Annotated in this window: 26 protein-coding genes, 1 tRNA gene and 1 pseudogene; 12 read left to right on the top strand and 16 right to left on the bottom strand. The window is 69.5% G+C overall.

Annotation, left to right across the window (positions count from 1 at the left end; genetic code table 11):
- Positions 1–8: 8 nt before the first annotated feature.
- Positions 9–503 carry a GNAT family N-acetyltransferase gene (locus tag ACF1FZ_RS10950; RefSeq protein WP_391773052.1) on the top strand — a complete coding sequence of 165 codons (495 nt, stop codon included), beginning with the start codon at positions 9–11 and terminating at the stop codon, positions 501–503.
- A 198-nt stretch (positions 504–701) separates the two neighbouring features.
- Positions 702–1,334 carry an LAETG motif-containing sortase-dependent surface protein gene (locus ACF1FZ_RS10945; RefSeq protein WP_391773051.1) on the top strand — a complete coding sequence of 211 codons (633 nt, stop codon included), beginning with the start codon at positions 702–704 and terminating at the stop codon, positions 1,332–1,334.
- A 131-nt stretch (positions 1,335–1,465) separates the two neighbouring features.
- Here the strand turns inward: ACF1FZ_RS10945 and ACF1FZ_RS10940 are convergent, their stop codons facing one another.
- Positions 1,466–3,559, bottom strand: coding sequence for a SpoIIE family protein phosphatase (locus ACF1FZ_RS10940; RefSeq protein WP_391773050.1), 2,094 nt, complete (start codon positions 3,557–3,559; stop codon positions 1,466–1,468).
- Between the two features lie 179 nt (positions 3,560–3,738).
- On the opposite strand from ACF1FZ_RS10940, the gene ACF1FZ_RS10935 reads away from it, so the two are divergent.
- A complete protein-coding gene (locus ACF1FZ_RS10935) occupies positions 3,739–4,797 on the top strand; it encodes an enoyl-CoA hydratase/isomerase family protein (protein WP_391773049.1) in 1,059 nt (352 codons plus the stop codon).
- A gap of 63 nt (positions 4,798–4,860) precedes the next feature.
- Here ACF1FZ_RS10935 and ACF1FZ_RS10930 read toward each other — a convergent pair whose 3' ends face one another.
- From ACF1FZ_RS10930 to ACF1FZ_RS10900, 7 genes are all read right to left on the bottom strand, one after another.
- Positions 4,861–6,342, bottom strand: a complete 1,482-nt coding sequence (locus tag ACF1FZ_RS10930; protein WP_391773048.1) for a rhamnulokinase family protein — start codon at positions 6,340–6,342, stop codon at positions 4,861–4,863.
- An 85-nt stretch (positions 6,343–6,427) separates the two neighbouring features.
- A complete protein-coding gene (locus ACF1FZ_RS10925; protein ID WP_391773047.1) occupies positions 6,428–8,473 on the bottom strand; it encodes a bifunctional aldolase/short-chain dehydrogenase in 2,046 nt (681 codons plus the stop codon).
- Positions 8,474–8,542: 69 nt separating this feature from the next.
- Positions 8,543–9,709, bottom strand: a complete 1,167-nt coding sequence (gene rhaI / locus ACF1FZ_RS10920) for an L-rhamnose isomerase (RefSeq protein ID WP_391773046.1) — start codon at positions 9,707–9,709, stop codon at positions 8,543–8,545.
- 976 nt (positions 9,710–10,685) lie between these two features.
- Positions 10,686–10,913, bottom strand: coding sequence for a hypothetical protein (locus tag ACF1FZ_RS10915; protein ID WP_391773045.1), 228 nt, complete (start codon positions 10,911–10,913; stop codon positions 10,686–10,688).
- A gap of 85 nt (positions 10,914–10,998) precedes the next feature.
- The gene (locus ACF1FZ_RS10910) at positions 10,999–11,478 is read right to left on the bottom strand and encodes a hypothetical protein (protein ID WP_391773044.1); all 480 of its coding nucleotides are present in this window, start codon (positions 11,476–11,478) and stop codon (positions 10,999–11,001) included.
- A gap of 818 nt (positions 11,479–12,296) precedes the next feature.
- Complete coding sequence (locus tag ACF1FZ_RS10905) at positions 12,297–12,842, bottom strand: SRPBCC family protein (RefSeq protein WP_391773043.1); 546 nt, start codon at positions 12,840–12,842, stop codon at positions 12,297–12,299.
- Between the two features lie 250 nt (positions 12,843–13,092).
- Positions 13,093–13,803, bottom strand: a complete 711-nt coding sequence (locus ACF1FZ_RS10900) for an NADPH-dependent F420 reductase (RefSeq protein WP_391773042.1) — start codon at positions 13,801–13,803, stop codon at positions 13,093–13,095.
- A gap of 135 nt (positions 13,804–13,938) precedes the next feature.
- Between ACF1FZ_RS10900 and ACF1FZ_RS10895 the strand changes: the two genes are divergently transcribed.
- The 3 genes from ACF1FZ_RS10895 (at position 13,939) to ACF1FZ_RS10885 (ending at position 15,754) form a co-directional block, all read left to right on the top strand.
- The gene (locus ACF1FZ_RS10895; RefSeq protein WP_391773041.1) at positions 13,939–14,490 is read left to right on the top strand and encodes a GH25 family lysozyme; all 552 of its coding nucleotides are present in this window, start codon (positions 13,939–13,941) and stop codon (positions 14,488–14,490) included.
- 182 nt (positions 14,491–14,672) lie between these two features.
- Positions 14,673–15,377, top strand: coding sequence for a cbb3-type cytochrome c oxidase subunit I (locus ACF1FZ_RS10890; protein ID WP_391773040.1), 705 nt, complete (start codon positions 14,673–14,675; stop codon positions 15,375–15,377).
- 35 nt (positions 15,378–15,412) lie between these two features.
- Positions 15,413–15,754 (top strand): hypothetical protein, encoded by a 342-nt coding sequence (locus tag ACF1FZ_RS10885; protein ID WP_391773039.1) that lies wholly within the window; start codon positions 15,413–15,415, stop codon positions 15,752–15,754.
- A gap of 39 nt (positions 15,755–15,793) precedes the next feature.
- On the opposite strand, the gene ACF1FZ_RS10880 is transcribed toward ACF1FZ_RS10885, so the two are convergent.
- The 3 genes from ACF1FZ_RS10880 to ACF1FZ_RS10870 form a co-directional block, all read right to left on the bottom strand.
- Positions 15,794–16,180: a VOC family protein gene (locus ACF1FZ_RS10880; RefSeq protein ID WP_391773038.1), complete on the bottom strand. Its 387-nt coding sequence runs from the start codon at positions 16,178–16,180 to the stop codon at positions 15,794–15,796.
- Positions 16,181–16,601: 421 nt separating this feature from the next.
- On the bottom strand, positions 16,602–18,188 hold the full coding sequence (locus ACF1FZ_RS10875; RefSeq protein ID WP_391773037.1) for a sigma-70 family RNA polymerase sigma factor: 1,587 nt from the start codon (positions 18,186–18,188) through the stop codon (positions 16,602–16,604).
- A 202-nt stretch (positions 18,189–18,390) separates the two neighbouring features.
- Entirely contained in the window at positions 18,391–18,585 is a 195-nt protein-coding gene (locus ACF1FZ_RS10870) for an antitoxin (protein WP_391773036.1), read from the bottom strand.
- 421 nt (positions 18,586–19,006) lie between these two features.
- On the opposite strand from ACF1FZ_RS10870, the gene ACF1FZ_RS10865 reads away from it, so the two are divergent.
- Positions 19,007–20,296, top strand: a complete 1,290-nt coding sequence (locus ACF1FZ_RS10865) for an FAD-binding protein (protein WP_391773035.1) — start codon at positions 19,007–19,009, stop codon at positions 20,294–20,296.
- A 4-nt stretch (positions 20,297–20,300) separates the two neighbouring features.
- On the opposite strand, the gene ACF1FZ_RS10860 is transcribed toward ACF1FZ_RS10865, so the two are convergent.
- From ACF1FZ_RS10860 to ACF1FZ_RS10850, 3 genes are all read right to left on the bottom strand, one after another.
- Positions 20,301–21,290 (bottom strand): MASE1 domain-containing protein, encoded by a 990-nt coding sequence (locus tag ACF1FZ_RS10860; RefSeq protein ID WP_391773034.1) that lies wholly within the window; start codon positions 21,288–21,290, stop codon positions 20,301–20,303.
- A 63-nt stretch (positions 21,291–21,353) separates the two neighbouring features.
- Positions 21,354–22,187, bottom strand: coding sequence for a PP2C family protein-serine/threonine phosphatase (locus ACF1FZ_RS10855; protein ID WP_391773033.1), 834 nt, complete (start codon positions 22,185–22,187; stop codon positions 21,354–21,356).
- A gap of 103 nt (positions 22,188–22,290) precedes the next feature.
- The gene (locus tag ACF1FZ_RS10850; protein ID WP_391773032.1) at positions 22,291–22,770 is read right to left on the bottom strand and encodes a MarR family winged helix-turn-helix transcriptional regulator; all 480 of its coding nucleotides are present in this window, start codon (positions 22,768–22,770) and stop codon (positions 22,291–22,293) included.
- Positions 22,771–22,879: 109 nt separating this feature from the next.
- Here ACF1FZ_RS10850 and ACF1FZ_RS10845 point away from each other — a divergent pair, with 109 nt between their 5' ends.
- Positions 22,880–23,290, top strand: coding sequence for an organic hydroperoxide resistance protein (locus ACF1FZ_RS10845; RefSeq protein WP_391773031.1), 411 nt, complete (start codon positions 22,880–22,882; stop codon positions 23,288–23,290).
- Positions 23,291–23,339: 49 nt separating this feature from the next.
- Here ACF1FZ_RS10845 and ACF1FZ_RS10840 read toward each other — a convergent pair.
- Positions 23,340–23,397, bottom strand: a tRNA-Trp gene (locus ACF1FZ_RS10840).
- A 172-nt stretch (positions 23,398–23,569) separates the two neighbouring features.
- Between ACF1FZ_RS10840 and ACF1FZ_RS10835 the strand changes: the two genes are divergently transcribed.
- Together ACF1FZ_RS10835 and ACF1FZ_RS10830 are read left to right on the top strand one after the other, a co-directional pair.
- Positions 23,570–23,731, top strand: a complete 162-nt coding sequence (locus tag ACF1FZ_RS10835; protein WP_391773030.1) for a hypothetical protein — start codon at positions 23,570–23,572, stop codon at positions 23,729–23,731.
- Positions 23,732–23,838: 107 nt separating this feature from the next.
- Positions 23,839–24,471: an SGNH/GDSL hydrolase family protein gene (locus tag ACF1FZ_RS10830; protein ID WP_391773029.1), complete on the top strand. Its 633-nt coding sequence runs from the start codon at positions 23,839–23,841 to the stop codon at positions 24,469–24,471.
- 38 nt (positions 24,472–24,509) lie between these two features.
- On the opposite strand, the pseudogene ACF1FZ_RS10825 reads toward ACF1FZ_RS10830, so the two are convergent.
- Positions 24,510–24,992, bottom strand: a pseudogene (locus tag ACF1FZ_RS10825) (ATP-binding protein); the annotation flags it as partial.
- Between the two features lie 201 nt (positions 24,993–25,193).
- Here ACF1FZ_RS10825 and ACF1FZ_RS10820 point away from each other — a divergent pair.
- Positions 25,194–25,430 (top strand): DUF397 domain-containing protein, encoded by a 237-nt coding sequence (locus ACF1FZ_RS10820; protein WP_391773028.1) that lies wholly within the window; start codon positions 25,194–25,196, stop codon positions 25,428–25,430.
- A gap of 107 nt (positions 25,431–25,537) precedes the next feature.
- Positions 25,538–26,479: a helix-turn-helix domain-containing protein gene (locus tag ACF1FZ_RS10815; RefSeq protein ID WP_391773027.1), complete on the top strand. Its 942-nt coding sequence runs from the start codon at positions 25,538–25,540 to the stop codon at positions 26,477–26,479.
- The last annotated feature ends 490 nt before the right edge of the window (positions 26,480–26,969 follow it).

Here is a 26,969-nt window from a genome sequence, read left to right as displayed (position 1 = left end):
TGGCCCTCATGATGATCAGAGAAGCCACGTACAGGGACTGGCCCGCGGTCTGGCCGTTCTTCCACGCAATCGTCGCCGCGGGCGAGACCTTCACCTACCCTGTGGATCTTAACGAGGACACCGCCCGGGACTGGTGGCTCCTCTCGGACCCGGACCGCACGGTTGTCGCGGTCGACGACGCGGGGGCCGTCCTCGGCACAGCCAAGATGAACAAGAACCATATGGGTAACGGCTCGCACATCGCCAGTGCCAGTTACATGGTTGCTTCGGAGCACTCGGGCCGAGGCGTGGGCAGGGCGCTGTGTGAATACACCGTGGACTGGGCGCGTACGGCGGGATTTCGTGCCATGCAGTTCAACGCGGTGGTGGAGACGAACATCCACGCCGTACGGCTGTACCGTTCTCTCGGTTTCGAGGTCATCGGGACCCTGCCGGAGGGATTCAAGCATCCCGTGCAGGGCTACGTGGGGCTGCACATCATGCACAAGCCCCTCTGGGAATGACCCTCACAGCCCGCCGGAGAGTCTGTGAACACAATGGCTTCCGGCCATCCTGACGTGTCCGTCATGTCACAAGTGGCGGTGATCTGCGCATGGTTGGCGCTTCGCTGAGACCGGGGGCGAGTGCGTACCCCAGGACGGGGGGCAGTACTGTGCGCCCCACCGCCATCCCAGCGGTGAACTCATATGGAGGAAGAATCCATGACCATACCCAGGAGATCGTGGCGTGGCGCGGGAACATTCGCGGCCGCTGCGATAGTCGGCCTGGCAGGCGGGGTCATCACCGCCGGTCCGGCCGCAGCCCACACCCCCACCTGGGCCGTGACCTGCTCCGAGGTGACGCTCAACCTCACGGCCTACTCGGCCGAAGCCACCAACGAGGTGACGGTCTCCGTCGTGGGCGGCGCAGATCTGCTTGCCACGACGCAGTTCGGCCGGAACTTCAGCACGAAGACCCCGCTTCAGCTCCCGGAGCACGACAAGGAGCTGACCGTCCGCCTCGTCGTCAAGGCCGGGGACGACGACAGGTACTCCGTCGAGGACACGAAGACCGCTCCGGTGTGCGAGGACGACACCCCGTCACCCACTCCGACCGAGGCGACGCCTTCGGAGGCCCCGAGCACGGAGCCGCCGGCCTCGGAGACCCCCGAGCCGAGCGAGACCGCCACGGAAGCCGCGCCGGCCCCCGCGGAGCCGAGCAGCAGCGCGCCGGACCTGGCCGAGACCGGTTCGTCGTCCGCCACACCCGTCATCGGCGGAGCCGCCCTCGCGGTTCTGCTCGCAGGCGGCGGCATCCTGTGGTCCGTGCGTAAGCGCCGCAGCGCGCAGCACTGACGCGTTCTCGACGCCCCGGCACGGTGGTGGCTGATCACCGGTGTGCCTGGTGGGGGCGTACCGCATCAACTGCGATGCGGTACGCCCCTTTCGCGTCCCAGCCGTAGCCACAGCAGCTGCCGGGAGCAGGATCAGGAGGTGGGACCGATCTCGCACCACACGGCCTTGCCCTCTCCCCGGGGCTCGACGCCCCAGCGTTCGGCGACCGCGTCGAGAAGCAGCAGACCGCGTCCGGAAGCCGACGTCTCGCCCGGTGACCGACGCCGCGGCCAGACACTCGAGCGGTCCTGGACCGACAGCCTGATGCGCCGTACGGGCTCCGGCAGCACCTCCAGCGTCAGTACCGCCCCGCCCTCCGTATGCAGCAGCACATTCACCAGCAGCTCTCCCGTCACCAGCTCCGCGTCGTCCGCCAACCCGGCGAGGCCCCAGTCCGCCACCGCCTGGCGGACGATCGACCGGGCCTCCGACAGCCCCTGAGGGTCCGCCTGGTGGATGTACTGGTGCAGCCGGGGAGCACGCGGCGACCCGGGATCCGGACTGCGCCGAAGGACCAGCAGCGCCACGTCGTCGCCCGACCCCCACCGCTCCCACAGCCGGTCCGACAGGTGATCGGCCAGCGCCTCGGCGCCGTCGGGCCCGTCGCTCACCTCATGGATCAGTGCCGCGACACCCGCATCGACATCGGCTCCCGGTTCCTCGACCAGCCCATCGGTGTACAGCACGAAGGTCTCGCCGGGCACCAGGTCGAGGCGGGTCTCCGGGTACTCCTCGTCCCGGAAATCCGTGGAGATTCCCAGTGGCAGCCCCCCACGCACCTGAGGGACCCCCACCCGCCCGCCGGCGTGTCTGATCAGTGGTCCGAAGTGGCCTGCACGCGCCACGCGCACCGTCCCCGTCGTGAGGTCCACCTGTGCGTACGTCGACGTCGCGAACCGCTCGGTGTCGAGCTCGGCGAGGAACCGGGAGGCCCGCGCCAGTACGGTCGCCGGTGGGTGCCCCTCGGCGGCGTACGCGCGCAGCGCTATACGCAGCTGGCCCATGATCGCCGCGGCATGCGTGTCGTGCCCCTGAACATCGCCCACCACCACACCGACACGGCCTCTGGGAAGCGTTATCACGTCGTACCAGTCACCACCGACCTCCCGTCCGCTCCACGCCGCGTGATAGCGGACCGCTATCTCACCGCCTTCGATCTCCTGGATCCGGCGCGGGAGCATGGCCGACTGGAGCCCCGTGGCGAATTCGCGTTCCTCGTCGAAGAGGATCGCCCGCTGCAGCGACTGCGCCACGATGGCGGCCAGCCCCAGACACAGAATCCTCTGGTCCGCACTGAACGCCGTGCGTTCACGGTAGAAGAGCGCGAGCCCGCCCAGAGGGCGGGCCTGGGCTATCAGCGGGAGGTAGGCGACAGCGCGGAAGTTCAGCTCGCCGATGTGCGGTTCGAGCACCGGATAGCGCCGGATCAGCGAACCGAGTGAGGTGATGAACCGCGGGCGCCCACTGAGGATCGTGTCCCCGAGGGGAAGCGTCGCATCGAGCTGCCCGGAGCCCAGGCCTTCGAGTACCTCCACCGAGTCACCGCTCAGCGCGATGATCTTGAGCGCGGAATCCTCCACCAGGCCGAGCGCCAGCCCGTCCGCACCGATTCCGACCAGGCCGCCCGGGCCGGTGAGCGCGGCGGTGACATCGTCCACGGTCACCGCACGTGACATCGCGGCGGTGGTGCGTTCGACGATGCTCGTCTGGCGCCGGAGCCGCTTTTCCAGATCCAGAGCGAAGGCCGAATGGGTGACCTCGGCCGTCGCGTCCCGCACCATACCGATGACGCGGTGCGCCCGGCCGTCCTCGGAGCGCAGGATCCGGGCCTGGACGTGCGTCCACTGGCGGGCCCCGTCCGCCATGGGCACCTGGAAGTGGATGCTGTACGAGCTGCTCCCGCCGGTGATCGCCTCGTCGATGGTGGTCTCGAGGCGTGCTCGATCCGTCGCGTCCAGCCGGTCGATCACAGCGGACGGCGACGCCTCGAAACTCGCGGCGTCCAGGCCGAAGACCATCAGCCCCGCTTCGTCGACGTCGACGGTCCGGGCGTCCAGATCCCACTCGAAGCTACCGGTCCGGTTCAGGGCGAGTCGTTCGTCGGTCCCGGTCTCACCGGCGCGTCGCTGTTCGATCCGGAGCCGCGAGGCTGCTTCGTCGTCTGGTCGCCGTGAAGGATCGGTCATGCCTCCTCCGGAGGTCGTCCGGCGGGGCTGCTGAACGTCGCGGCCCGTAGGACTCAATTGTCGAGCCCACGATGCGGGAGTGCCACAGCGGTCCCATGGGAGACCCGGCGCCGGAGTCCCGCGGCGGCCGTCGCAGAATGGCACGCAGAGATCGTCCACGGATGACCGGAGTCGCACCTATGAACGAAGACGAGCCCGTCCTGTTGCACACCGAGGGTCGCGTCATGCGCATCACCCTCAACCGCCCCCGGGCCCTGAACGCGCTCACGCACACCATGGTGCGAGGCATCGGCGAAGCGCTCGCCCTGGCTGCCGAGGACGACACGGTCACCGCCGTCGTGATCGGCGGGGCCGGCGAGCGGGGCCTCTGCGCGGGGGGCGACATCCGGTCGATCTACGAGGACGCCCGTGCGGGCCGTCGAGGCTCCGTGGACTTCTGGCGCGACGAATACCGGCTCAACGCCCAGATCGCCAGGTTCCCGAAACCGTACGTGGCGCTCATGGACGGCATCGTCATGGGCGGTGGCGTGGGCGTGTCGGCTCACGGCGATGTGCGCATCGTGACCGAGAGATCACGCGTCGCGATGCCCGAGACCGGGATCGGCTTCGTGCCCGACGTGGGGGGCACCCACCTGCTGGCCGCAGCACCGGGTGAGCTCGGCACCCACCTCGCACTGACCGGCCGGGCCGTCCACGCGGCGGACGCCATCCTGTGCGGGCTGGCCGACCACTTCGTCCCGTCGCAGCATCTCGCCGGCCTCACCGCCGCGCTCTCCCGGAGCACCACGCCCGCAGACGTGGCGGACACCGTGCGGCGATATGCGACCGGCGCCCCGGAGGGGGAACTCGCCGCGCACCGCGAGTGGATCGACGACTGCTACGCCGCCGACACCGTCGAGGAGATCATCGACAGGCTGATGAACAGTGGGGAGCCCGCGGCGAAGGAGGCTGCCGCCACACTCCTCTCCCTGTCACCCACCGCTCTCAAGGTCACCCTGGCCGCCGTGCGCCGTGCCGGACGGCTCGGCGGTCTCGAATCCGTCCTCGATCAGGAATTCCGTGTCTCCTGCCGGGCCTTCACCGGGCATGATCTGGTGGAGGGGGTACGTGCCCGGATCATCGACAAGGACCACACCCCCCGATGGGACCCTGCCGAGCTCGCCGATGTCACCGCCGCCGAGGTCACCCGGCACTTCGAGCCGCTGGGGGAACAGGAGTTGGGTCTCGCCTCGGACTGATGCTCCCCGCCCCGCGCCCGCCCTTCGGTCCCCCATGCCCGTCGGCGGGATCCGGAGAGCTCCTCACGGGCGTGCCGTCAGCCGGCCCGCGGCCCGCTCCCAGGCCCGGGTGTCCCCTTGCGGGGCGTAGTGGCGCAGTTCCTGGGTGCGTGCGACGAGCCTGCGCATGTCCGTCAGCCCGCCCGCCAGCCCGCCGGCCCGAGCCTGGAGCAGGACATTGCCGAGCGCGGTGGCTTCGGCGGGTCCCGCGGTGACCGGCAGCCCGGTCGCGTCGGCGGTCCACTGGCACAGCAACTCGTTCCGTGACCCGCCGCCCACCAGATGGATCCGTGTCAGCTCGCGGCCGGCCAGACGGGCGGCCGCGAGCAGCGTCCTGCGATGGGCCAGTGCCAGGCTCTCCAGCACACAGCGCACGTATGCTCCGGGGCCGGCCGGCGTCGTCTGCCCGGTGCGGGTGAGAGCGGCGTCGATCCGTGAGGGCATGTCACCCGGCGCCAGGAACTCCGGATCATCCGGGTCGATCACGGCGGCGAACGGCTTTGCTCGCGCCGCGTCCGCAAGGAGACCCGCGAGGCCCGTCGCCTTACCCTCGCGCGCCCACGTACGACGGCATTCCTCCAGCAGCCACATCCCCATGATGTTGCGGAGGTAGCGCACCGTGCCGTCCACCCCGCGTTCGTTGGTGAAATTCGCGGCTCTCGACTCCTCGGTCAGCACCGGCGCGTCCAGTTCGAGACCGGCCAACGACCAGGTGCCGCACGACACGTACGCGAATCCCGGCTCGGTCGCGGGAACCGCGGCCACGGCCGAAGCGGTGTCGTGCGAGGCTACGGTCGTCACCGGTGTCCCCGCCGGCAGACCGGTGGACCCGGTCACGTGCGGAAGCAGGATGCCCGCTCGCTCGCCCGGTTCGCGCAGCGGGGGGAACAACGAGCGCTCCAGACCCAGACGCCCGATCAACGCATCGGACCAATCGCCGGTGCGGGCGTCGAGCAGGCCGGTCGTGGACGCGTTGGTCACTTCCGCACCCACCGATCCCGTCAGCCAGTACACCAGCAGATCAGGCATCAGCAGCAGCGTCCGTGCCGCCGGCCACTGAGCCGTCGGCCGGTGGGCGGCCAGTTGGAAGACGGTGTTGAACGGCAGATGCTGCAACCCGCCGATGCCGTACAGCTCCTGCGCATCGAAGTGGGTCAGTACCTCCTCCGCAGCCACGGTGTTACGCCCGTCGCGATAGTGAAACGGCAGGCCGAGGAGCGATCCGTCGGCATCCAGGAGACCGTAGTCCACGGCCCAGGTGTCGATGCCCACCGAGACGACGTGGCCGCCGCGCGCCGCCGCGCGCAACCCGTCCAGCATGCTCTGGTACAGGCCGAGAACATCCCAGTGGAGCCCGTCAGGAAGCCGGGCGGGCGTGTTGGGGAAGCGGTGCACCTCGCTCAGCACGAGCTCGTCGGGGCCCACTCTGCCGGTGATCACCCGCCCGCTCGTGGCGCCCAGGTCCACCGCGGCGAACACCGGGCCGTGTCGTGAAGTCGCAGACATGGAGAATCTCATCCGATCCGGGCGGAGCGGCGCCCAGGGTGTTCACGGACGAACAGTATCCGGGGCGCCGCGGAGTGGCGCATGGTCAGCGCAGGAATGCCGCCGCCACACCGGCGTCGACGGGGATATGGAGACCGGTGGTGTGGGTGAGGTCCCCGGCGGTCAGCGCGAATACGGCGTCGGCCACATGCTCCGGAAGCACCTCGCGCTTCAGGATCGTGCGCTGGGCGTAGAACTCGCCCAGCTTCTCCTCCTCGATGCCGTAGGTGGCCGCGCGCTGAGCGCCCCAACCCGCCGCGAAGATTCCCGAACCGCGCACGACGCCGTCCGGATTGATCCCGTTGACCCTGATGCCGTGCTCGCCCAGCTCAGCCGCCAGCAGACGCACCTGGTGCGCCTGATCGGCCTTGGTGGCCGAGTACGCGATGTTGTTCGGGCCCGCGAACACGGCGTTCTTCGACACGATGTAGACGAGGTCACCACCGAGACCCTGGGCCCGCATCATCCGCGCGGCCTCCCGGGACACCAGGAACGAACCACGGGCCATGATGTCGTGCTGCAGGTCCCAGTCCCGGGCCGTGGTCTCCAGCAGCGGCTTGGAGATGGAGATTCCGGCGTTGTTCACCACCAGGTCCACACCGCCGAAGGCCAGCGCGGCGGCCTTGAACGCATCAGCGATCTGTTCCTCGGACGTGACATCGGCCGTCACCGCGACAGCCTTGTCCGGGCCGCCGAGCTCCTCTGCGACAGCCGCCGCGTTCACGGAGTCCAGATCCGCGACGACGACACACGCTCCCTCCGCGACGAGCCGGTGCGCAATGGCCTTGCCGATGCCGGACCCGGCTCCGGTGACCAGTGCGACCCGCGTGGCCAGGGCCTTCGCCTTCGGCATCCTGCGGAGCTTGGCCTCCTCCAGTTCCCAGTACTCGATGCGGAACTTCTCGGACTCCTCGATCGGCGCATACGTGGAGACGGCTTCGGCGCCGCGCATCACATTGACGGCGTTGAGGTAGAACTCCCCGGCGACCCGCGCGGTCTGCTTGTCCTTGCCGAAGGAGAACATGCCGACACCGGGCACCAGCACGATCGCCGGGTCCGCTCCGCGCATCGCGGGCGAGCCGGGCGCCGCATGGCGCTCGTAGTACGCACGGTACGCGGCCCGGTACTCCTCGTGGAGCGCCCCGAGCCGGGCCACCGCCTCCTCCAGCGGCGCGTCGGCCGGCAGATCGAGGACCAGCGGGCTCACCTTCGTGCGGAGGAAGTGGTCCGGGCAGGACGTGCCGAGGGCGGCGAGACGGGGGTGCTCGGCACGCGAGAGGAAATCCAGTACGGGCGCCGCGTCGGTGAAGTGCCCCACCTGGGACCGGTCCGTGGACGCCAGACCGCGGATCACCGGAGCGAGGGCCGCTGCCCGTTCCCGGCGCGCCTCCTCCTCCAGGGCTTCCCTGCCCGGGAGGACGGGACCGAAGGGCTCTTCCCTGCCGTGCTCCTCGAGGAACGTCTCGGCGGTACGGATCATCCAGAGGGCGTTGCGCTCGCACTCCTCCGAGGTGTCACCCCAGGCCGTGATGCCGTGACCGCCCAGGATCACACCGACCGCCTGCGGATTGGCCTCCTTCACGGCCGCGATGTCGAGCCCCAGCTGGAACCCCGGCCGGCGCCAGCCTACCCAGGCGACCTTGTCACCGAAGCACTCGGCGGTCAGCTTCTCACCGTCGGCCGCGCACGCCAGTGCGATCCCGGAGTCCGGGTGCAGATGATCGACATGCGCCGCCTCGACCAGTGCGTGCATGGCGGTGTCGATCGACGGGGCGGCGCCCCCCTTGCCGTGCAGGCAGTAGTCGAACGCCGGGACCATCTCGTCCTCGCGCTCCACCCCCGGATACACGGCCTTGAGTGCTCGCACACGGTCCAGCCGGAGCACGGCGAGACCGGCCTCGGTCAGCGTGCCGAGGTCACCGCCCGAGCCCTTGACCCAAAGCAGTTCGGCCGGGCCGCCGGTGACCGGATCGGTTTCCGTCGCCTTGGCCGAGGCATTGCCGCCGGCGTAGTTGGTGTTACGGGGGTCGGAGCCGATCCGGTGTGCGCGCTCCAGGAGCGCGGCGACTTCGGCGTGCGTCGCGGACGTCATGAGGTTCCTTCGGGAAGAGAGGGGAGGGGGCGGGTTGCTGCCGGACGGCCGGGGGCGGAAGAGCGGGGATCAGGCGCCCCAGCCCGCCTGCTCGCCACCGACACGGTCGGCGGCGATGCGTTCCTGGTTGCCGGAGGCGAGGTATGCCGCGAAGGGATCGCGTGCCAGTCCGAGCTCCTCGCGGACCTCGGCGAGCAGCGGCCGCACATCGGTGTTGAACGCGTCCATCAGCACTCCGTTCGAGGCCAGGACATCACCTGAGCGCTGCGCCTCGGCCAGTGCCTCGATGTCGATCAGCAGTGCCTTCGCGGTCGCTTCCTGGACATTGGTGACCGAGCGGATGACCGCCGGGATCTTGGCCTCGATGTTGTGGCACTGGTCGAGCATGAAGTTGACGTTGGCCTCAGCCTCGAGACCACCGTTCTTGACCACCTCATGCATGATCCGGAACAGCTGGAACGGATCGGCGGCGCCCGCCATCAGGTCGTCGTCCGCGTAGAAACGGGAGTTGAAGTCGAACGCGCCGAGCTTCCCCTCGCGCAGCAGGAAAGCCACGATGAACTCGATGTTGGTGCCCGGTGCGTGGTGACCGGTGTCGACGACGACCTGCGCCTTCGGGCCGAGCTTGAGGCAGTGCGCGTACGAGGTGCCCCAGTCCGGGACGTCGGTGGTGTAGAAGGCGGGCTCGAAGAGCTTGTACTCCAGCAGCATCCGCTGGTCGTCGCCGAGGCGCTCGTAGACCTCCGTGAGTGCCTCGGCCAGACGGTCCTGGCGGCCTGCTATGTCGTCCTGGCCGGGATAGTTGGTGCCGTCCGAGAACCACAGTTTGAGGTCGGGCGAACCGGTGGCGTCCATGATGTCCACGCACTCGAGCAGGTGATCGGTCGCCTTGCGGCGGACCTTCGGGTCCGGGTGGGTGACCGACCCCAGCTTGAAGTCGTCGTCCTGGAAGACATTGGAGTTGATCGCTCCGATTCGCAGGCCGAGTTCTCCGGCATACCGGTTCAGCGCCGTGTAGTCCTCGACCCTGTCCCACGGAATGTGCAGCGACACCTTCGGGGCGACCCCGGTATGGGCATGGACCTGTGCCGCGTCCGCGAGCTTCTCGAACGGGTCACGCGGGACACCGGGCTGTGCGAAGACCTTGAAGCGGGTTCCGGAGTTGCCGTAACCCCAGGAGGGCGTCTCGATGACCTGAGACTTCAGAGCTGCCTTGACGGCCGGCACATCAGACATGAACACCTCGTAAGCAGAGTCATCCAGTGACCTGGCAGGAGCGGGATGTGAATCGTTTCATCCGGAACGTACGCTAGATTTGGGCACTGTTGCTAGTCAAGCGACCAGCCAAGTTTCTTCTCGGTTTGAATCAATTCATCGAGTTCGGCACGGAGGGTCCCCCTCAACTGCCGTGCACCGGTGTGTGACCAGAAGGCCATCTGCCCTGGCTGTGCGGACTCCGTGCGCGAAGCACCGGCCGGTCCGACGCGACACGGCCTGTCCGAGGAGGTGGTCCACGACGAGGAGCAGACACGCGGTGCGTCGGCGTCCCGCTTCGAGAGCACGCGGTTCACGGTGATGAAGGCCTGAAGCTGTCGGAAGCAGCGGACCGGGCCGTCGCGCGACGGCGGGGCCGGAGAAGCCGCACTTCTTGGCCCCGGCACCTGTCCGCTTCGTCCGCAACCGGTGGGCGGACGAGTGAGCCGGAGCCCCGCGCGTCTCCGGGAGGCGCTCACCGGCCCTGAGGCCAGGAGCGGACACGGCTCCGGCGCCCGCGTCATCTCGGACCGGACCCAGGGTGTGCGCCTCGAGACGGATGCGCCGAACGCTCCTGGTCGGCCGGGGAGGGCCGTGCTCCGGAGGCCGACCCGTCGTGCAAGCCGGCCCGGCGCATGGTCGTGCTCCGGAGCGACAAGGTGAGGACCCGGCCGAGTCACCTGGAAAACCGGGTCCGCCCGCGAATCCTGCCCGGCCGGCCGTCACCCGCGACGAACTTCGTGAGGCGCCGGCGAGGAACTCCACGGTGGCTGGCCGATGCTCCTCTCCGGGCTGAAGATCTGGCTGGGGACCGGAGGGACACCTCACCACCGCCGGCTCACTCCTGTACGGCGGTCGGTGAGTGACGGCCCGCCGCGGTGGACGCCCCGGCGAAGTGCCCGGTCCGACGCCCGTTGCCGGGCCCTGCCGGTGGAGCACCCACTGCGACCGGGACCTGTCAGTGACCGGAACCCGTCAGGCTCGGCTGAAGCTTCCGCACGAGAGCGAAGAGCCTGCCCTCGTTCCCCGCGAGGCCGGCGCTCCGCAGGGCCTCGTCCGCCTCCTCGATCGGAGAGGAGAGCAGCGGCATGTACAGAGGAGCTTCGGCCGGGTCGGAGAGCGCGGCGCGCGTAGCGGCCAGCAAACGGACGTACGCCCGGGCCGCAGCGATTTCGGCTTCTTGCATCTCAGCATCTCCCGGTCAGAGGTGTCGGACCGTCAAGCATCCCTCATGGGTCTGACAACGCCCTTCTACCGCTGCGGAACACCCTTCAAGGGCGGGGCGCGGGCGGCGGTTCGACCTCCAGGAAGCGCCGTCGGCGCGGACCGCGGTACAGCAGCACCGTCCAGCCCAGTCGACGCAGTGCCGTGGCGCACCCGGCCAGTGCCTCCTCCTCGTTGTGTGCTGCTCCACCGCCCGGCGGACCGGCCCACTCCACTCGCACCGTGCCGGGCACCTCCCCCAGGCACACGCGATAGCCTGTGACGGTCCGCTCTCCGGACGGGCCGACCGCCGACGCGGGTATCCCGGTGGCCTCCAAGGCCAGCGCCACGGCACGGAGCGGCCGGTGCAGCTCCCACGGGGCCGGTTCGCTCTCGGGGTCCGCCCGCCCCGCACAGGACAGCCGCCTGATCTGAAGCATGCCTTCGAAAGCGGTCCGCACCTCCTGGGCGCGCCCGGCCGCGTCGTCCGGTGCCGCTGAGCCGTCACCGGTCGCGGGTTCGAAGCCTCTGTCCTGAGACGTGCTCATGCCCTGCCCTCCACACCCGTGCCGAGTTCTGCGGACAAGTGTGCGCCCGCTCACTGACAGAGGCCGTTCCGCCGGCTCCGTGCACACCCGTAAGGCCGGCGGATATCACACACCGAAGGAACCGGGCACGTCCCGATGGCGACCCGGACACCGCACCCGTCATCGAGCGGGCCGCCCCGCACGCCGACCGCATGAACTGCTTCGGACTCTGTTGTGCGGCGCTGCCGCCGACCGCGCCGGCGGACTTCGCGATCGACAAGGATGAGGGGGCCCCTGCCCCGATTCGGAGGCACCGATTCGGATTCGTCCCGGTCGCTACCCACATGGCCGAGCATGCGGTTCATATGGATCATCTTTCCGTTCGCGGGGTGACGAACGCTGCTTGCCCGGTGCACCCCGTGCAGGACGGCGGGAGCGACGAAGCCCATGCCGTGGAGCTTCACGGCGACGGCCGCTCCCGGGCCCCGGTGCGCACGCCGCACCTCGGTATCCCACGGAACACGCACCCTCTTTCACGGCGACCGGAGGGGGTGGCCACAACGCCCCACTGCTCGCCGGCCGGCGCAAGGACGCCCCTGGACGGATCGAATGACGGCACAGCGGGGCGTTCGCGTACGTACTGCTCGAACGAGTGGAGCGGCCCCACCCGGGATGCCGGAGGAGTACTCCCTGCCGGGGCCGCGCAGCCGACGGTGGTGTGACGGGCTGACGACGCGCTCCACGAACGTGGTCAGCCGTACACCGAGACCCGGCAGGGCTCGGAGTCCGGCGAGACCGTGTCGAAGCCCTGTACGTCCAGCTCCAGTCCGGCCCGCAGCTCACCCGCGACGCGGACCGTCCTCCGGCGCTCCGGCCTTCTCCGGGCCGTCCTGCTCCATCGCGGTCTTGAGGCGTTCGAGTGTCGTGCGGATGTTGCCGCGCTGGAACTCCGCGAACGTGTGCCCACGCGTCGCGACCCGGTCGAAGGCGTTGGCGAGAAAGTCGGGCCATGCCCGCCGGTCGTCCGTCCAGGTCTCCGTGACACGGGTGGAGCCGTCGACCGCCTCGAAGCGGTATTCCCACAGTGCGACAGCACCCGGCAGTCGCGGTCGCCGTACCCCGATCGCGTGCACGCGAAAGGCGAACCGTTCGCCCGGATCGGCGGCCGTCACCGTGCACCTGGTCGTCCAGCGGAAGGAGCCGCGTCTGTTGCGCCCCTCGAAGACCATGCCGACATGAGCCCTCCGCTGTTCCCCGATTATCCTCGCGCCCTGGTTCTCCGGACTCCAGCGTCCCATGGCCGTGGGATCGCTCAACCTCTCGTACACGGCTGACGGTGTCGCCCGGATCAGGATGCTGTCCGATACGGACATCGTGCGGGGCATACGGTACTCCTCGTCCTCGGCCGGCCAGGGCTTCACATCCGAGCCGGGCGGAGCATGTGCGAACGGCCGGCAGTGCTGGTCCGTCGAAACAGTGTTGCGTACACGTAGGAGTGCCCGGGGCACAGGACCCCGAGAAGTCCGCACATGCCGGGCGGCGAACCCGGCCCCGCCCGCACCGCGTCCCACCGGCGGCCGGACGGGCTCCGGTGCGGGAGCGGTACGCCCGCCGCGGAGGCCGCGTGCCGCTCGGTCAGGCGCGCCACTCGGGGGTGCGCTCCGGGGAGGCATCGGCCAGGGCCTTCACGATGGTTTCGGCGTCGCCCCGGTTCCCGTAGACGGGCGTACCAGGCTGCTGGCGCCAGGACTCGTCGAGGCCACCCGCGTCCACGGTGTCGAAGCCCAGCTCGTCGATGAGGTCCCGGACCGCCTGCTTGGCCGCCGGGTCGTCGCCGGCCACCGGAAGGGCCTGTCGGCCGGGTGTGCCGTGGGGGAGCCCCTTGTCCAGAATGTCCTGGGCGTAGGTGCCGTTGAAAGCCTTGATCACCGGGTGGCCGATCTGCTGTTCGGTCCACCGGCTCTCCGTCAGTCCTTCCTCGATGGCGGAAATGCGCCCGTCACGTTGCTGCGGGTAGTAGTTGCCCGTGTCGATGACGGCGACATCGTCCGCCGCTCCCTCGAGGATGCCCGAGGGCAGGTCCGGGACCGCCTTGAGCGGGACGGTCACCACGACGATCCGTGCTTCCCGCGCCGCTTCCGTGGACACGACCGGCGTGGCGCCCGTCTCCTCGGCGAGTGCCCTCAGCGTCTCGGGCCCCCGGGAGTTGGCGACGGACACGTCGTGCCCCAGCGCGGTGAGCCGCCGGACCAGATTCCCGCCGATATTGCCTGCGCCGATGATGCCGATCTTCATGAATCCGACCTTCCGATGCGGGGTGCCTGGAGCGAAAAGCTCTTGCCGCATCCCCAACCTTCGGGAAACGTGCACTATTCCTGGCGCGGCGAATCGGTTCAGCGCCGGGACGGCGGATGGGGCAGCTCCTGGTGGGCACGTAGGGGAGGGGGAACCGGAAGCAAATGCCCCACGTGGAGGTGGCCTGTGCTGCACGGCGTCGACGTCAGTGCCTTCCAGACGGACTTCGCAACGGACGGCTTGGACTTCGTCATCGTCAAGTCGACCGAAGGCCGCTCCTACGTCAATCCGAGACTGAAGAGCCAGGTGAAACGCGCCAGGGACGCCGATTGCGTGGTCGGCTTCTACCACTTCCTCTGGCCCGGGCACGCGAAGGAGCAGGCGGAGTACTTCCTCGGCAGAACACCCGAGCGCGAGGGCGATCTCCTCGCCGTCGACTGGGAGCAGACGGGCGAAGGAACGCGCGCGAGCAGTGCGGACAAGGACCGCTTCATCCGGGAGGTGAAACGGCTGAGGCCCCGTCACCGCGTCCTGCTCTACTGCAACCGCTCCTTCTGGATCAACCACGACACGAGCTCCTACACCGGCGACGGGCTCTGGGTCGCCGACTACGGAAAGGCGGCCGACCCAAGGATCGACGCGGCGTGGCGCATCCATCAGTACACCGATGACCCGCTCGACAAGAACGTGGCCGACTTCCCCTCGCGGCAGGCGATGCGCGACTGGGCCACGGTCTGAGGCGGAGTGCGTTTCCGAAGGCGCGGCTCGTTCGTCAACACGGGCGTCCTGACCATCGGCCAGTGGAGTGTCCTTTACCAGCCACCGGTGCAGTGCGCACGGAGGCGACCTGCGTCACCACCATAGGTCGTCCATCCTGGTCGCCGAGCCCACGACCGGCCGTCGACCGAAGGAGTGCCGCAGTGACGACAAGGGGTCCCTCAGTATCGGTGGAATCCGGTGCCGCCTGTCAGGACGAACTGTCTGTACGCCGTCGGCAGCCAGGGAACGCGGTCATCCGGTGGCTGGCCACCGCGGGCCACAAGACGATCGGCACGCTGTACCTGAGCACCTCGTTCGCCTTCTTCGCCATCGGCGGGATCATGGCACTCGTCATGCGCGCCGAGCCGGCCCGGCCGGATGCGCAGACCATGTCGAACGAGCAGCACCACCATGCGTTCACGATGCACGGCACGGTCATGCTGCTGATGTTCGCGACGCCGCTGTCCGCCGGTTTGCACGGCACTTTCCCGGTGCAGCACTGGCTCGGTGCCGAAGACATGCCGCGTCGTTACGCGGACTGCCTCGCCGCCGAGGGCTTCACCGGCCTGAAAACGATCTCGACGAGCGCATCGTTCCTGCTGGGGCTGTCGATGCTGCCCTTCCTCCACAACGTGCGGAGGACCGCCGAGTACGGCAAGGAGGCCGAGGCCCCCTGGGATTACGGACGTTCGCTCGAATGGGTGGCATCTTGCCCACCTCCTCGGCGCGACTTCCTGGCCCTTCCCAGGATCCGCTCCGAATCACCGGTGTTCGATCTGCGCCACCCCTCGGTCCGCGCCCTGGAGGATGCGATGACCCACCCCGGCGAACCCGTCACGGTGGCTCCCGGGGACAAGCAGGTATAGGAACCGAGGCGACGGCTCGATGAGAGGAGGACCGTGTGGAGCCGGACAAGGAGACCGCCCGGGGCCTGGCTCAGGTGGAGGGCTACCTGCTCCTGACCGCCGAGATCGAGAAGGCCCGCCGAGATGCCCGCCGCTTCACCGAAGCGTTGCCCTGGCTCACCATCGCCCAGCGTGAGGACGTCGAACGCGTCTATGTGGCGGACAGGGTGGAGGCCTGCCGGGAGACGCTCACAAGGATCGCCGACCGCGCCGTGGAACTCCGGGGCGAGTACACCGCCCGTTACGGCCGCTTGAGGTCCCGCTGCGTGGCGGTCTCCGTTCTGACCGTCGGCACGGTGTGCGGCACCTGCGCCGCCCTGACCATGATCAGTCGCTGACCCGGCCCGGGTGCCCGGGGGTACCCCAGGCACCCGGTGTCAGCGGAGCGCCGGACAGGAGGGATGCCCCGCCGGCTGCGCACACACGCCGGCCGCGCGCACAGATTCCCCGTTCAGCACGCTCGCCCCGAGCGTGAGCACCTGATCCCGGACTTCGCCGTCCCGGATCCGGCGCACCGAAGTCCGGGTGGAACTGTCGGGGCGGGCAGAGGCCGGCCCTCGGGGAGGCAGGTACTGCTCGACCCGCCGGAGGCGGAGCACCGATCCGGCCGGAGCGTGCACCGCCGCCCGGGCCTCGTCCGGAGTCCACCATTTGTCAGTCCGGTCCGCCTCCCTTCCGGCCACGGTGGCGTAGAACCCGGTCGGCCGCGCCGGACCGGGGCAGCCCGGCACCGCACACTGCGATTCGGTGATCACGCGCCGCATCACGGAAGCGGGCGCTCACCGCGAAGTCGCGGGCGACGCCCGGAAGGAGCGCGCCGCAGCACGCCCCCCGTCGCGGTCGGCCGGAACGGCCCGGGCACCTGCATGACGACGACGCCGGGGACTGCCTCGCCCGCAGTGGTACCCGCGGCCCGGCACACCAGCCGTGAGGCCGGCGGCCCGGGACCGGGCTCGACGAGGAACACGACGGCGGTGGGCAGCCCGGTGCCAGTGGCCGGGATGCAGTCTCTGAGCCACGACCGTGTCCTCGCGCAGTCCACCGAGACCCGGAGACCGTACACGCGTCCCGCCGCTTTCCGCTCCCGGCCGGTAACGGGAGGAGTACGAGCACCCTCCCGATCTGCCCGGCGGAGCCCCGCCAAGGACGGCCGAGCACCACCGCCGCCCGTCCGGGCCTCGGGTGTCAGAGTGCGGCGGCGAAGTTCTGGGTCCACACGGGGCCGCCGGACGAGTCCTCCCTGCCGACGCCGATCTCCTTGAAAGCGCAGTTGAGGATGTTCGCCCGGTGGCCGTCACTGTTCATCCAGGAGTCCATCACCGCCGCGGCGGTCCGCTGGCCCTTCGCGATGTTCTCGCCGTACGTGCTCCACCGGTACCCGGCGGCGGTGATGCGCGCGCCGGGGTCCGTGCCTTCCGGCGAGGTGTGGGAGAAGTAGTCCCGCCTCGCCATGTCCGCGGAGTGACCCGACGCGGCCCTCGCCAGCAGGCTGTCGCCGCTCACCGGACCGCAACCTGCCTCGGCCCGTTCGGTGTTGACCAGAGCGACGACTTCTTCGGTCACCGACGGGGCCGACGAGGTCTTCGGCACGGCTGCAGGTTCCGAGGACGGCGTGTGCTTCCTGGGCGCCTTCTCGGTAGGGGTGCTCCGGGCCCTGGAAACGGATGGGGACGCGGTCCTGGACGGCGAAGGCGATGCCGACGAGGGGGAGGGCGGGGGTGAGGAGGGGGAGGCCGACGAGGACGACGGTGTGCTCACCGGTACGGACGGGCCGGTGAGTGGAGCAACGCTGGTCACAGGCTCTTCACCCGAGCCGTCCGTGTAGAGGTGCACGGCGGTCCCGCCGCCTCCCAGCACCGCGACCGCCGCCAGTCCGGCGACGACCGTGGTGCGGCGGCGGCGACGCCTGACGCCGTCCCTCCGGCGCTCGGCACGCCCAGGTCCGGACACGGCGGCTGCCGCGGGCAGGGACGCCGTCGGCAGGAACTCTGCCGCCGGACCACCTGCCGACGCTGCCACGGGGACGAGAGCGAGGCCCACCAGCAGGCCCTCCGCCGGGACGAGGCCCGACCGGTACCCTGCGCACACCGTGCACTCACGCGCGTGACGCACCAGGCGTTTGCGCCACAGCGCGGACGGTACGCCGTCCCACCGGGCCGTCAAATCCTCGAGCAGGACGCAGCGCGGGTCCGCCGCCAGGGCGCGTACCACCACCCGGGCTGCCTCCAGCCGCTCCTTCATCCGCTGGACGCGCACCGCGGTGTGCTGGGGTGACAGGTCGAGGGCGCTCGCCACCTCCGCCCGGGACAGCTCGCCCGCAGTCTCCAGCCACCAGAGCGACACCAGCTCGCGGTCCTCGTCGTCCAGCCACCGCGTAGCCTCGGCGGCCTCTCGGCGCTGGCCCGTCAGGCCGAGCCGGACGATCGTCAGTTCGACGAAATCGGCGGCGGGATCGACGACTTCGTACGCGTCCTCCACCCGCTCCGCGGATATCTCCCCTGTCCTGCGCTCGCGCCAGTGCCCGCGAATCTCGTTCATGGTGATGGCCACGAGCCAGGACCGGAAACTCTTCGGGGTACGCAGCGAAGGGAGGCCTCGGAGCATACGCAGCACACTTTCCTGGACCACGTCGTCGACATCGGCGTGACCGTTCAGTGCCCGGCCGACGATGTTGTAGACCAGTGGCAGGTAGGACGCGACGAGCCGGTCCTGCGCCTCGGGGTCGCCGTTCTGCGCGGCTCTGATCAACGCCGTCTCGCGTGTCTCGCCCATGCTGTGCTCACTCTTCCGGGGTCCTGTTCTGTCACTTCCCACACTCGGGAGACGCCCTGCGGCGGGGACGATAACAGGAATCCGGTCAAGTGCTCGAGATCCGTACACGTCGAGTGCCGGATCCGGTGACGGCGTGGCCGTCACCGGATCCGGCACCGGGAAGAGGGTCGGACGACGTGCAGACGCGATGGTGCGGGATGACTCAGGCGCGAGGCGGGTCGTCCGGGCCGCGGTCCGAGCCGAACTGCCGCTTGAGCCTGTCCTGGCCGGTGTCGACGTGCTTGCTGTACTTGCCCTGTGTCCGGTCGTCGATCATGTCACCGGCCCTGTCGACGCCCTTACCGGCCTGGTCCTCGTGGCCCTTGAGCATTTTCTTGATCTTGTCCAGCGCGGACATGACGGCTCCTCCTCGCCTCGGCTTCCCCCTGTCCAGGGTCACCGCACATCGCCGGGTCCGCATCCGCGAGCGCCGCCGGGCGGTCGGACGGGCACTCGACGTGTGAAGAGCCTCCGGATGGGCAGATACCGGATTACCAGAAGGGGGTGGTGGCCATGGGCCGCATCCAGATCGTCCGACGTCCGCAGCCGCCCGCGGGGCCGCCCCCGCTGGACCTGCGAACACCGTCCGGCCGCCCCCTGCCTTACTGACTCCTCCGCCGCGCCCGGAGGGACACGGCGACGTCGCTCCGGGCATCGCCAGGACAGGCGGACGGTGTACCGACCGGCAGGAACGGGCGTCAGACACCCTCGAGCCACGCCGTCGGTGGCGTCGTGTGCACCCTGAACCCGCAGACGGGCGCAGCGTAAGCTCCGGAGGCATGACCGACCATTCGGCGCACGCTCCGTCCGCCCGCCAGACGAACTGGGCCGGCAACATCACCTTCGGCGCGAAGCGGGTGCACACGCCTTCCTCGGTCGCCGAACTCCAGGACCTGGTGTCCGCCGGCACCGCCGTCCGGGCGCTGGGCACCGGCCACTCCTTCAACACCGTCGCCGACACCCCCGGTGTGCTCATATCCGTCGCGGGACTGCCGCGCTCCATCGAGGTCGACAGGGAAGCCCGTACCGCGACGGTGAGTGCCGGTCTGCGCTTCGGGGAGCTGACCGGCCCCCTGCACCGCAGCGGGTTCGCGCTGCACAACCTGGGTTCGCTGCCCCATATCTCCGTAGCCGGAGCGTGTGCCACAGGCACCCACGGTTCAGGTGTGGGAAACCGCTCCCTGCCAGGCGCCGTCAGGGCGCTGGAACTCGTCACCGCGGGCGGCCGCATCGTGTCACTGGAGCGCGGGGATCCCGACTTCGCCGGTACGGTGGTCTCTCTGGGCGCACTGGGAGTGGTGACCCGGCTCACCCTGGACCTCGTACCCGCCTTCGAGATCCAGCAGTGGGTGTACGAGGGGCTCCCACAGGAGCAGCTGCTCGGCCGGTTCGACGAGGTGATGTCCGAGGCCTACAGCGTGAGCCTCTTCACCGGCTGGCACGGGGGACCGGTCGACCAGGTATGGCTCAAACAACGGGTCTCGGGCGACGGCCCCCGCACCGCCCCGCACGAGTGGCACGGCGCGAAGCTCGCGCGGGGGCCGAGGCATCCGGTTCCCGGCGTAGCGGCCGAGCACTGCACACAGCAGCAGGGTGTCCCCGGCCCCTGGCACGCCAGGCTGCCCCACTTCCGCCTCGAATTCACCCCGAGCAACGGGGAGGAACTGCAGTCCGAGTACTTCGTCGCCCGGCATGACGCCGTGGCCGCCTACGAAGCCCTCGACCGGATCCGGCAGCAGTTCTCACCGCTGCTGCAGATCGGGGAGATCCGCACCGTGGCCGCCGACGACCTGTGGCTCAGCCCGGCCCAGGGGAGGGACTCCGTGGCGTTCCACTTCACCTGGGTGCCCGACACCGCGGCCGTCACGCCTGTCCTCAGCGTGATCGAGGACGCCCTTGCCCCGTTCGGAGCCAGACCGCACTGGGGCAAGGTCTTCAACACTGAGCCGAGCAGGCTGCGGGAGCTGTACGGCCACCACGCCGACTTCGAGCGGCTGACCGAGCGGTTCGATCCCTCGGGCACGTTCCGCAACGACTTCCTGGCACACCACTTCCCCCGTACAGGCTGAGGCCCTAGCCAAGCCCGCCCCGCGGCCCGTCCGGCCGGCCCTCCGCCGACGGCCGCGGTGCGAGTTCCTCCACGAGCGCGGCCAGCTCCTCGCACGCCACCTCCGTCTCGTGCCGGATGTTGTTGTGCTCGGTCACGATCGCCGCGAGCAGAAGAGCGGTAAGTGCCACACAGCCGTTGAGTATGCACAGGTTGAGCATGATCTCGAGCACCGAGTGGTCGGCGAACGGTCCGACCTGGTCGGTCCCGGCGATGACCGCCATGGCAGACATCAGGAAGGCGCATGGAGCGCTGCCCGCCAACTGAAAGCGGAGGGCGGCCCAGATGAGCACCGGGAAGAGGAGATAGATCACGGACAGCTGACTCCTGGTCGCGACGACCGTCGCTCCCACCGCGACGACCGCGAGCGCCGCAGCCTCCGCCCACCGGTCGTCCAGCCTGGGCATCCGCACCTTGCGCAGGACGAGCAGCAGGGGCGTGACCATCAGTACGCCCATGGTGTCCCCCGCCCACCAGGCCGACCAGACCTGCCAGAACTGGGAGGCGGGCAGCGCACCGCTCAGCGTCTGGACCCCGACACCCACCGTGGCGCTGATCAGCATCCCTCCCATGGCCCCCAGAAAGACCAGGATGAGGCCGTCACGCAGGCGGCCCAGCTCCGGGCGGAACCCCATGGCGCGCAGGGCCAGGAAGGAGCACAACGGGGCGAGGGTGCTGCCTGCCGTGACAGCGAGACCCCAGAAGGTGAAGCCGTCGCTCATCGAGATGACGGTGGACAGAGCGCCGAGCGCGATCCCGGGCCAGATCCGCAGGCCCAGACACAGCAGCGACGCCACGGCGATACCGGAGGGTGGCCACAGCGGTGTGACGACGGAGTTCTCCACTCCCACCGGTCTGAGCAGACCGAGCCGTCCTGACGCGTAGTAGGCCGCGGCGATGCCCAGCATCTGCATGACGATCACGGCCCGGCGTCGGGTTTCCTCGCTGCGGATCACGCGTCTCATAAGACACCGCTCATGACAGCAGACCGTTATGACACGCGCGGCAGGGGCTCGTGCTCACCGGGGCCCCGAGGAAGCGTCGCCGTGGCGCAGGACGAGGACCGCCGCGTCATCCTCGTGCCCCGTGAAGACAGCGGCCTCGAGCACCCTGTCCGCCAGTTCCTCGGCGTCGGCGCCGGCGTGAGCGCTCACCAGACGCCTGATCCGGTCCAGACCGTCGTCGATCGGCAGCGAGGGTCCTTCGATGACGCCGTCGGTGAGCAGCACGAAAGCGCCGGCGTCATCCAGATCGCGCCGGGTGACCGGGTAGTGCTGACGCAGTTCGATGCCGAGTGGGAGACCGCCCGGATCGGCGGTGATGCCGGAGCGTCCGTCGGCGGTCGCCCACACGGCCGCGACATGACCCGCGCGGGCGCTCCGCAGTTCCCGGGTCCGAGGATCCAGCTGGAAGAAGGAGCAGGTCGCGAAGAGAGCGGAATCCATCGACAGGATCAGATCGTTCGTGCGGGCCATCACCTCACCCGGGTCGGCGGCCGAACTGGCGATGGCGCGCATGGCGATCCGGATCTGCCCCATGAAGGCGGCCGCCTCCACGTCATGCCCCTGGACGTCGCCTATGGCCAGGCCGAGTGCCCCGTCCGGCAGGACGAAGCCGTCGTACCAGTCTCCGCCGATGTCGAGCCCGTCGCGAGCGGGAGCGTAGCGAGCAGCGGTCTGCAGGCCAGGGAAGGCAGGCAACGCCGCGGGCAGCATCTTGCGCTGCAGGGCTTGGGCCAGCTCGACGCGAGCCTGATGCAGCTCCACCTCCTGCCGGGCGCGGGCAGTCAGATGCTGCAAGGTGCTGAGCAGGTCCTCGGCACTCGCCGACCGGGGAGTTCGACGCCGGTTCATGGGCCGCTCCGCGTTGCGATAGTTCCTGCATCATATTTCGGCGGGGAAAGTCCTGCGAGCGCTGCGCGGTACCCGGTCGTGAGCGTCGGTGGGGCCGGACGGGTCAGCCGGTCCGGCCGAGGGAGGCAGTGAGGCGTCCCAGGGTTTCCTGCAGGGCCAGGACCTCCTGGACCGACAGTCCCGTCGCTCCGAGGATCGAGCGGGGGACGGGCAGTGCGCGCTCGCGCAGTCCCGCTCCGGCGTCGGTGAGATGGACCGTGACCGACCGCTCGTCCAGCGGACTGCGCTCCCGCCTGACGAGACCGGCCGATTCCAGTCTCTTCAACAGCGGCGACAGCGTCCCGGAGTCCAGGTGCAGCCGCTCGCCGATCGTTTTGACCGGAAGGGGACCGTGCTCCCACAGAACCATCATCGCCAGGTACTGCGGATAGGTGAGGCCGAGGTCCCTGAGGGCTTCCCGGTAGAGGCCGCCGAACGCGCGGGAGGCCGCCTGCAGGGAGAAGCAGACCTGGTGGTCGAGCTTGAGCAGTTCGGTGTCCGGCAACTGGTTCAGGTCAGGAACCGGGGGCGGCGGTGAAGTCATGGGACCAGGGTAGCTTGCCGCCCATCATTTAGTTGTGTGCAATTTAATTGTGTGTCACTCTCATGGGGTGGCCGGGACCGGTCGCTGTCGTACAAGAGAGGGTCAACCCATGGACGCGCTGTATACCGCTGCCGCCACCGCGAACGGCCGTGAAGGCAGAGCAGTGAGCTCGGACGGACGGATCGACCTCGCGCTCGCCCTGCCGCCGGCACTCGGTGGCAACGGGGAAGGCACCAATCCGGAGCAGCTCTTCGCCGCCGGATACGCCGCCTGCTTCGCGAGCGCGATGAGCTCGGTCGCCCGCGAGATGAAGGTCGACACCAAGGACGTATCCGTGACAGCCGAGGTCTCGATCGGCAAGGACGGATCGGGTTTCGGTCTCGCGGTCGTCATGCGCGTCGAACTGCCTGAGGCGCTCGAAGGGGAAACCGGCAGGCGTCTGGTCGAGGCGACACACGCATACTGCCCGTACTCCAAGGCCACGCGCGGCAACATCGACGTCGAGCTCGTCATCGAGTAGCGGACGGGGCCCCGCCTGACGACAGACGGGGCCCCGGTCCCGCAGGGGAGGCAGGAGCCGAACCCGCGGCGTCCGGTTCTGGAGACCGGCGCTCCGGCCTCTGGGCTGCACCGTCTCCGGCGGAACCGGCCTCGCAGACGGCGCCACCGCCGACACCCGGTTTTTCCGGTGGCTCCGACCGGTTTCCGGGCCCGCTCCCCGACGGCCGGACGGGAACGCGTACACTCGGCTCCCGTTTCCGCTGATTGGCGGGCATAACCGATCGATAGGCAGTTTCACGTGAGTTTCGCAGAGGCATCCGACGCGCCGATCTACGCCGGTCTGGTGGAGGAGCAGGGTGACGTTCCGGCCGAGGTGCGCAGGGTGGCCGAAGAGACCCTGCAAGAGGTGGAGAGCGCGCTCGACTTCAGTGCGGTGCGCGCACCGGCCGCCGCCGGCTGAGCCTGGTCCGGATCATGCCGGGCCCCGCAGGCCTGGTCCGGATCACACCGGGCATCTGTGGGCAGGACCGATCTCTGCCTTTGACTCCTCACCGTTCGGAGCACAGCGTGACCATCAGCCTGCACCGCTCAGCAACCGTTCTGTTCCAAGGCGACAGCATCACCGATGTAGGGCGACTGGCGGAGCGGGACGCCCCTCTGGGCAACGGCTACGTCCGGGTGGCCGCTGAGCGTGTGCGGTCCGCCCGGCCCGACAGCGGCATCACGTTCATCAACCGCGGAGTCAGCGGCGACGGCGTCTCGGACCTGCGCGCCCGCTGGCGTGAGGACGCCCTGGAACTCGAGCCGGACGTGGTCTCGGTCCTGATCGGCGTGAACGACACCTGGCGCCGCTACTCCTCCGGCGCCGTCACCTCGGCACGTGCTTTCGAGAACGACTACCGCGCCATTCTCACGCAGGTACGGGACGAACTGGACGCTCAGCTGATTCTCATCGAACCCTTCCTGGTGCCGGTACGCGAGGAACAGTGGGCCTGGCGCGACGACCTGGACCCCCGGATTCAGGCGGTTCGCCGGCTGTCCGAGGAGTTCGACGCCGCACTGCTGGCGGCGGACGGCCTGCTCAACCAGGCGGCGCGCGCCGCCGGAGGCGCCGAACACGTCGCGGGTGACGGAGTCCACCCGACCCCGCTGGGGCATGCGCTGCTGGCGGAGGCCTGGACGGCTCTGGTGGGGCTGTGAGGCGCTGGGGGCCGGAGGACGGGAATCCTGGCCCAGACGGTCTTGCCCGTGCCGGTGTGCCGCGCCCAGCCCCAGGAACTGCTCAGCGCGTCGATGATACGCAGGCCGCGGCCGCGCTCGAAGGACTCGTCCGCAGGCCGGAGGACGGGCACCTCGGGGCTGGGGTCGTTCACCGCGCAGACCAGCGTCCCCTCCTGACAGGCGAGGCCGAGGCGGGCCGACGGCCGCTCGCCGTGCCCGGGGGCGGGCCGTAACCCGTGGCAGACCGCGTTGCTCATCAACTCGCCTGCTACAAGAGCGACATCGTCCGCACAGGAGTGCAGGCCCCAGCCCTCGAGTGCATCGCGGACGAACGCCCGGGCCTGCCGCAGGCTTTCCGGACCCGCGTCCAGGCCCCGGGTCGTGAATCCCGGGGCCCCGATACCGAGATCCCTCGCCAGCTCCTCGTGCGGGTCCGCGTTGTGCCCGGCCGGACCGGGCACGCGGGCTGCTCCTTGACGTGGTGTGTTCTCCGCGTGCATGAACGCTGACGACCCTCCGCTGAAGGCCCGTTCATGGTGTCGTGAGGGCCGGATGGGCACTAGTATCCTCGCCGTCCGTGCATCGGGTGCAATTGCATCCGGAATTGCACCCAGGGGTGTGAGCGGAGGACACCTGTTCACCCGGCGCGGGCCCTGGTGACACACCAGGTCGAGCCAGCGCGACGAAAAGGAATGGACCGCATGCAGCACATCGACAACGGCGTTCCCGCCAACTCCCTGACCGGCGTGGAATGGAAGAAGAGTCATCACAGCAACCCCAGTGGGAACTGTGTCGAGATGGCGCTGCTGCCCGGTGGTGAAGTGGCCGTGCGCAACTCCAGGTACCCCGAAGGCCCTGCCCTCGTGTACACCGGAGACGAGGTACGCGCATTCCTCGCGGGTGTCAGGGACGGTGATTTCGACACCATGACCGGCTGAATACGCGGCAGAACGGGCTGAAAAGGCGCGGTGCTCTCGCATCGGCCGGGCCTTCGTGGGCTCCTGATGGCACACTGGCGTCAAGACGCCCGTCCTCAGGAGCCCGCATGCCCGCCATCGAACCGCTCCAGCCCTCACGGAAGCCGACGCTCGCCGCGGCCACGGGGGCGAGTCCCACGGCGCTGCGCCTTGTTCTGGGCGCGCAACTGCGGCGGATGCGTGGCGAGGCGGGCATCACGCCCGACGTAGCGGCTGACCGGATCCGGTGCTCGACGGCGAAGATCAGCCGGATGGAGACGGGGCACTCCCCGTGCAAGGAGCGTGACGCCGCCGATCTCCTCGCGCTCTACGGTGTGACCGACCCCGTCATGACGGCCGAGTTCATCGACCTGGTGCGCAGGGCCGGCCGACGGGGGTGGTGGCGCAACTACGCCGACGTGCTGCCGGACTGGTTCGAGCCCCTGGTCGGCCTGGAGGAGGCCGCTGCGTCCATCCGCACGTACGAAGGCCACTACATCCCGGGACTCCTGCAGACAGCCGACTACGCCTATGCGGTGGTGCGTTCAGGGCACGCCCTCGAATCGGAGGAGACCACCCGGCGCCGTGTCGAACTGAGGCTCAGACGGCAGCAGTTGTTGCAGCGACGCGACGCCCCGAAGCTGTGGGTGCTGCTGGACGAAGCGGTGCTGCTGCGCCCTACGGGCGGCGCCCGGGTGATGAGGGAGCAGCTTGCCCACCTGCTGGAGATGACGGAACTGCCGCATGTGATCGTGCAGGTGGCACCCTTCGAGGTGACCGCCCACACGTCTCCGGGCAACGGCATCACATATCTGCGGTTCGCGATGGACGGACTCCCCGATGTCGCGTACATCGAGCACCTCACCAATGCCACGTCCGTGAACAAGCAGGACAGCACGGATGAGTACAGATGGATCCTGGACTCGCTCAGCGCACAGTCGCCGAGCCCGGCCGAGAGCAAGGGCCTGCTGAGGCGGGCACTCGAGCGCTACAGCGCAGGCGGTCAGCTCCCTGATGGCTCCGCTGTGTGACCGGACCTCGCTCGATGTCCCGTGCCTGATACGCCCCCTCAGTCGATCAGGGCCCCGGCGACCTGTGCGGCGCCCCGCGGCTTACGAGGCGCAGGCGTTCAGCACGGTGGTCAAGGCCCAGTCGCACCCGGCGTTCAGGTGGCTTCGTTCGTGCCGAGCACGGCCGGAAGGCAGACAACCCGGCTTCCGGCCGGCACCGAAGTGAACGAGACGGTGCCGGGACGGGGCGACGAAGTCGGTGCCCGCGCTCAGGCGAGACCGGCAGTCAGCAGGAAGCCACCGTGAAACCGGACCGCAGGGGCCCCGGGCCGAAGCGCGCATCGCCGTATTCGACAGCTTGGTCATGGCCGGTATGCGGAATGCGCCGTCGACCTCCGCGGCCGCACCGCCCGGCCGACAGGACACCGCCCATGGCCGGCGGACGGCCGAGCCGGGACCGCACGCTCCACCGGCACAGGGCGACCGGAGGCGGGCGTGGGACGAGCCAGGC

Origin of the sequence: Streptomyces sp. NPDC014623 (genome assembly GCF_043088245.1) — a bacterium.
Classification (GTDB): domain Bacteria; phylum Actinomycetota; class Actinomycetes; order Streptomycetales; family Streptomycetaceae; genus Streptomyces.
This window is presented reverse-complemented; position numbering and strand designations above follow the sequence as displayed.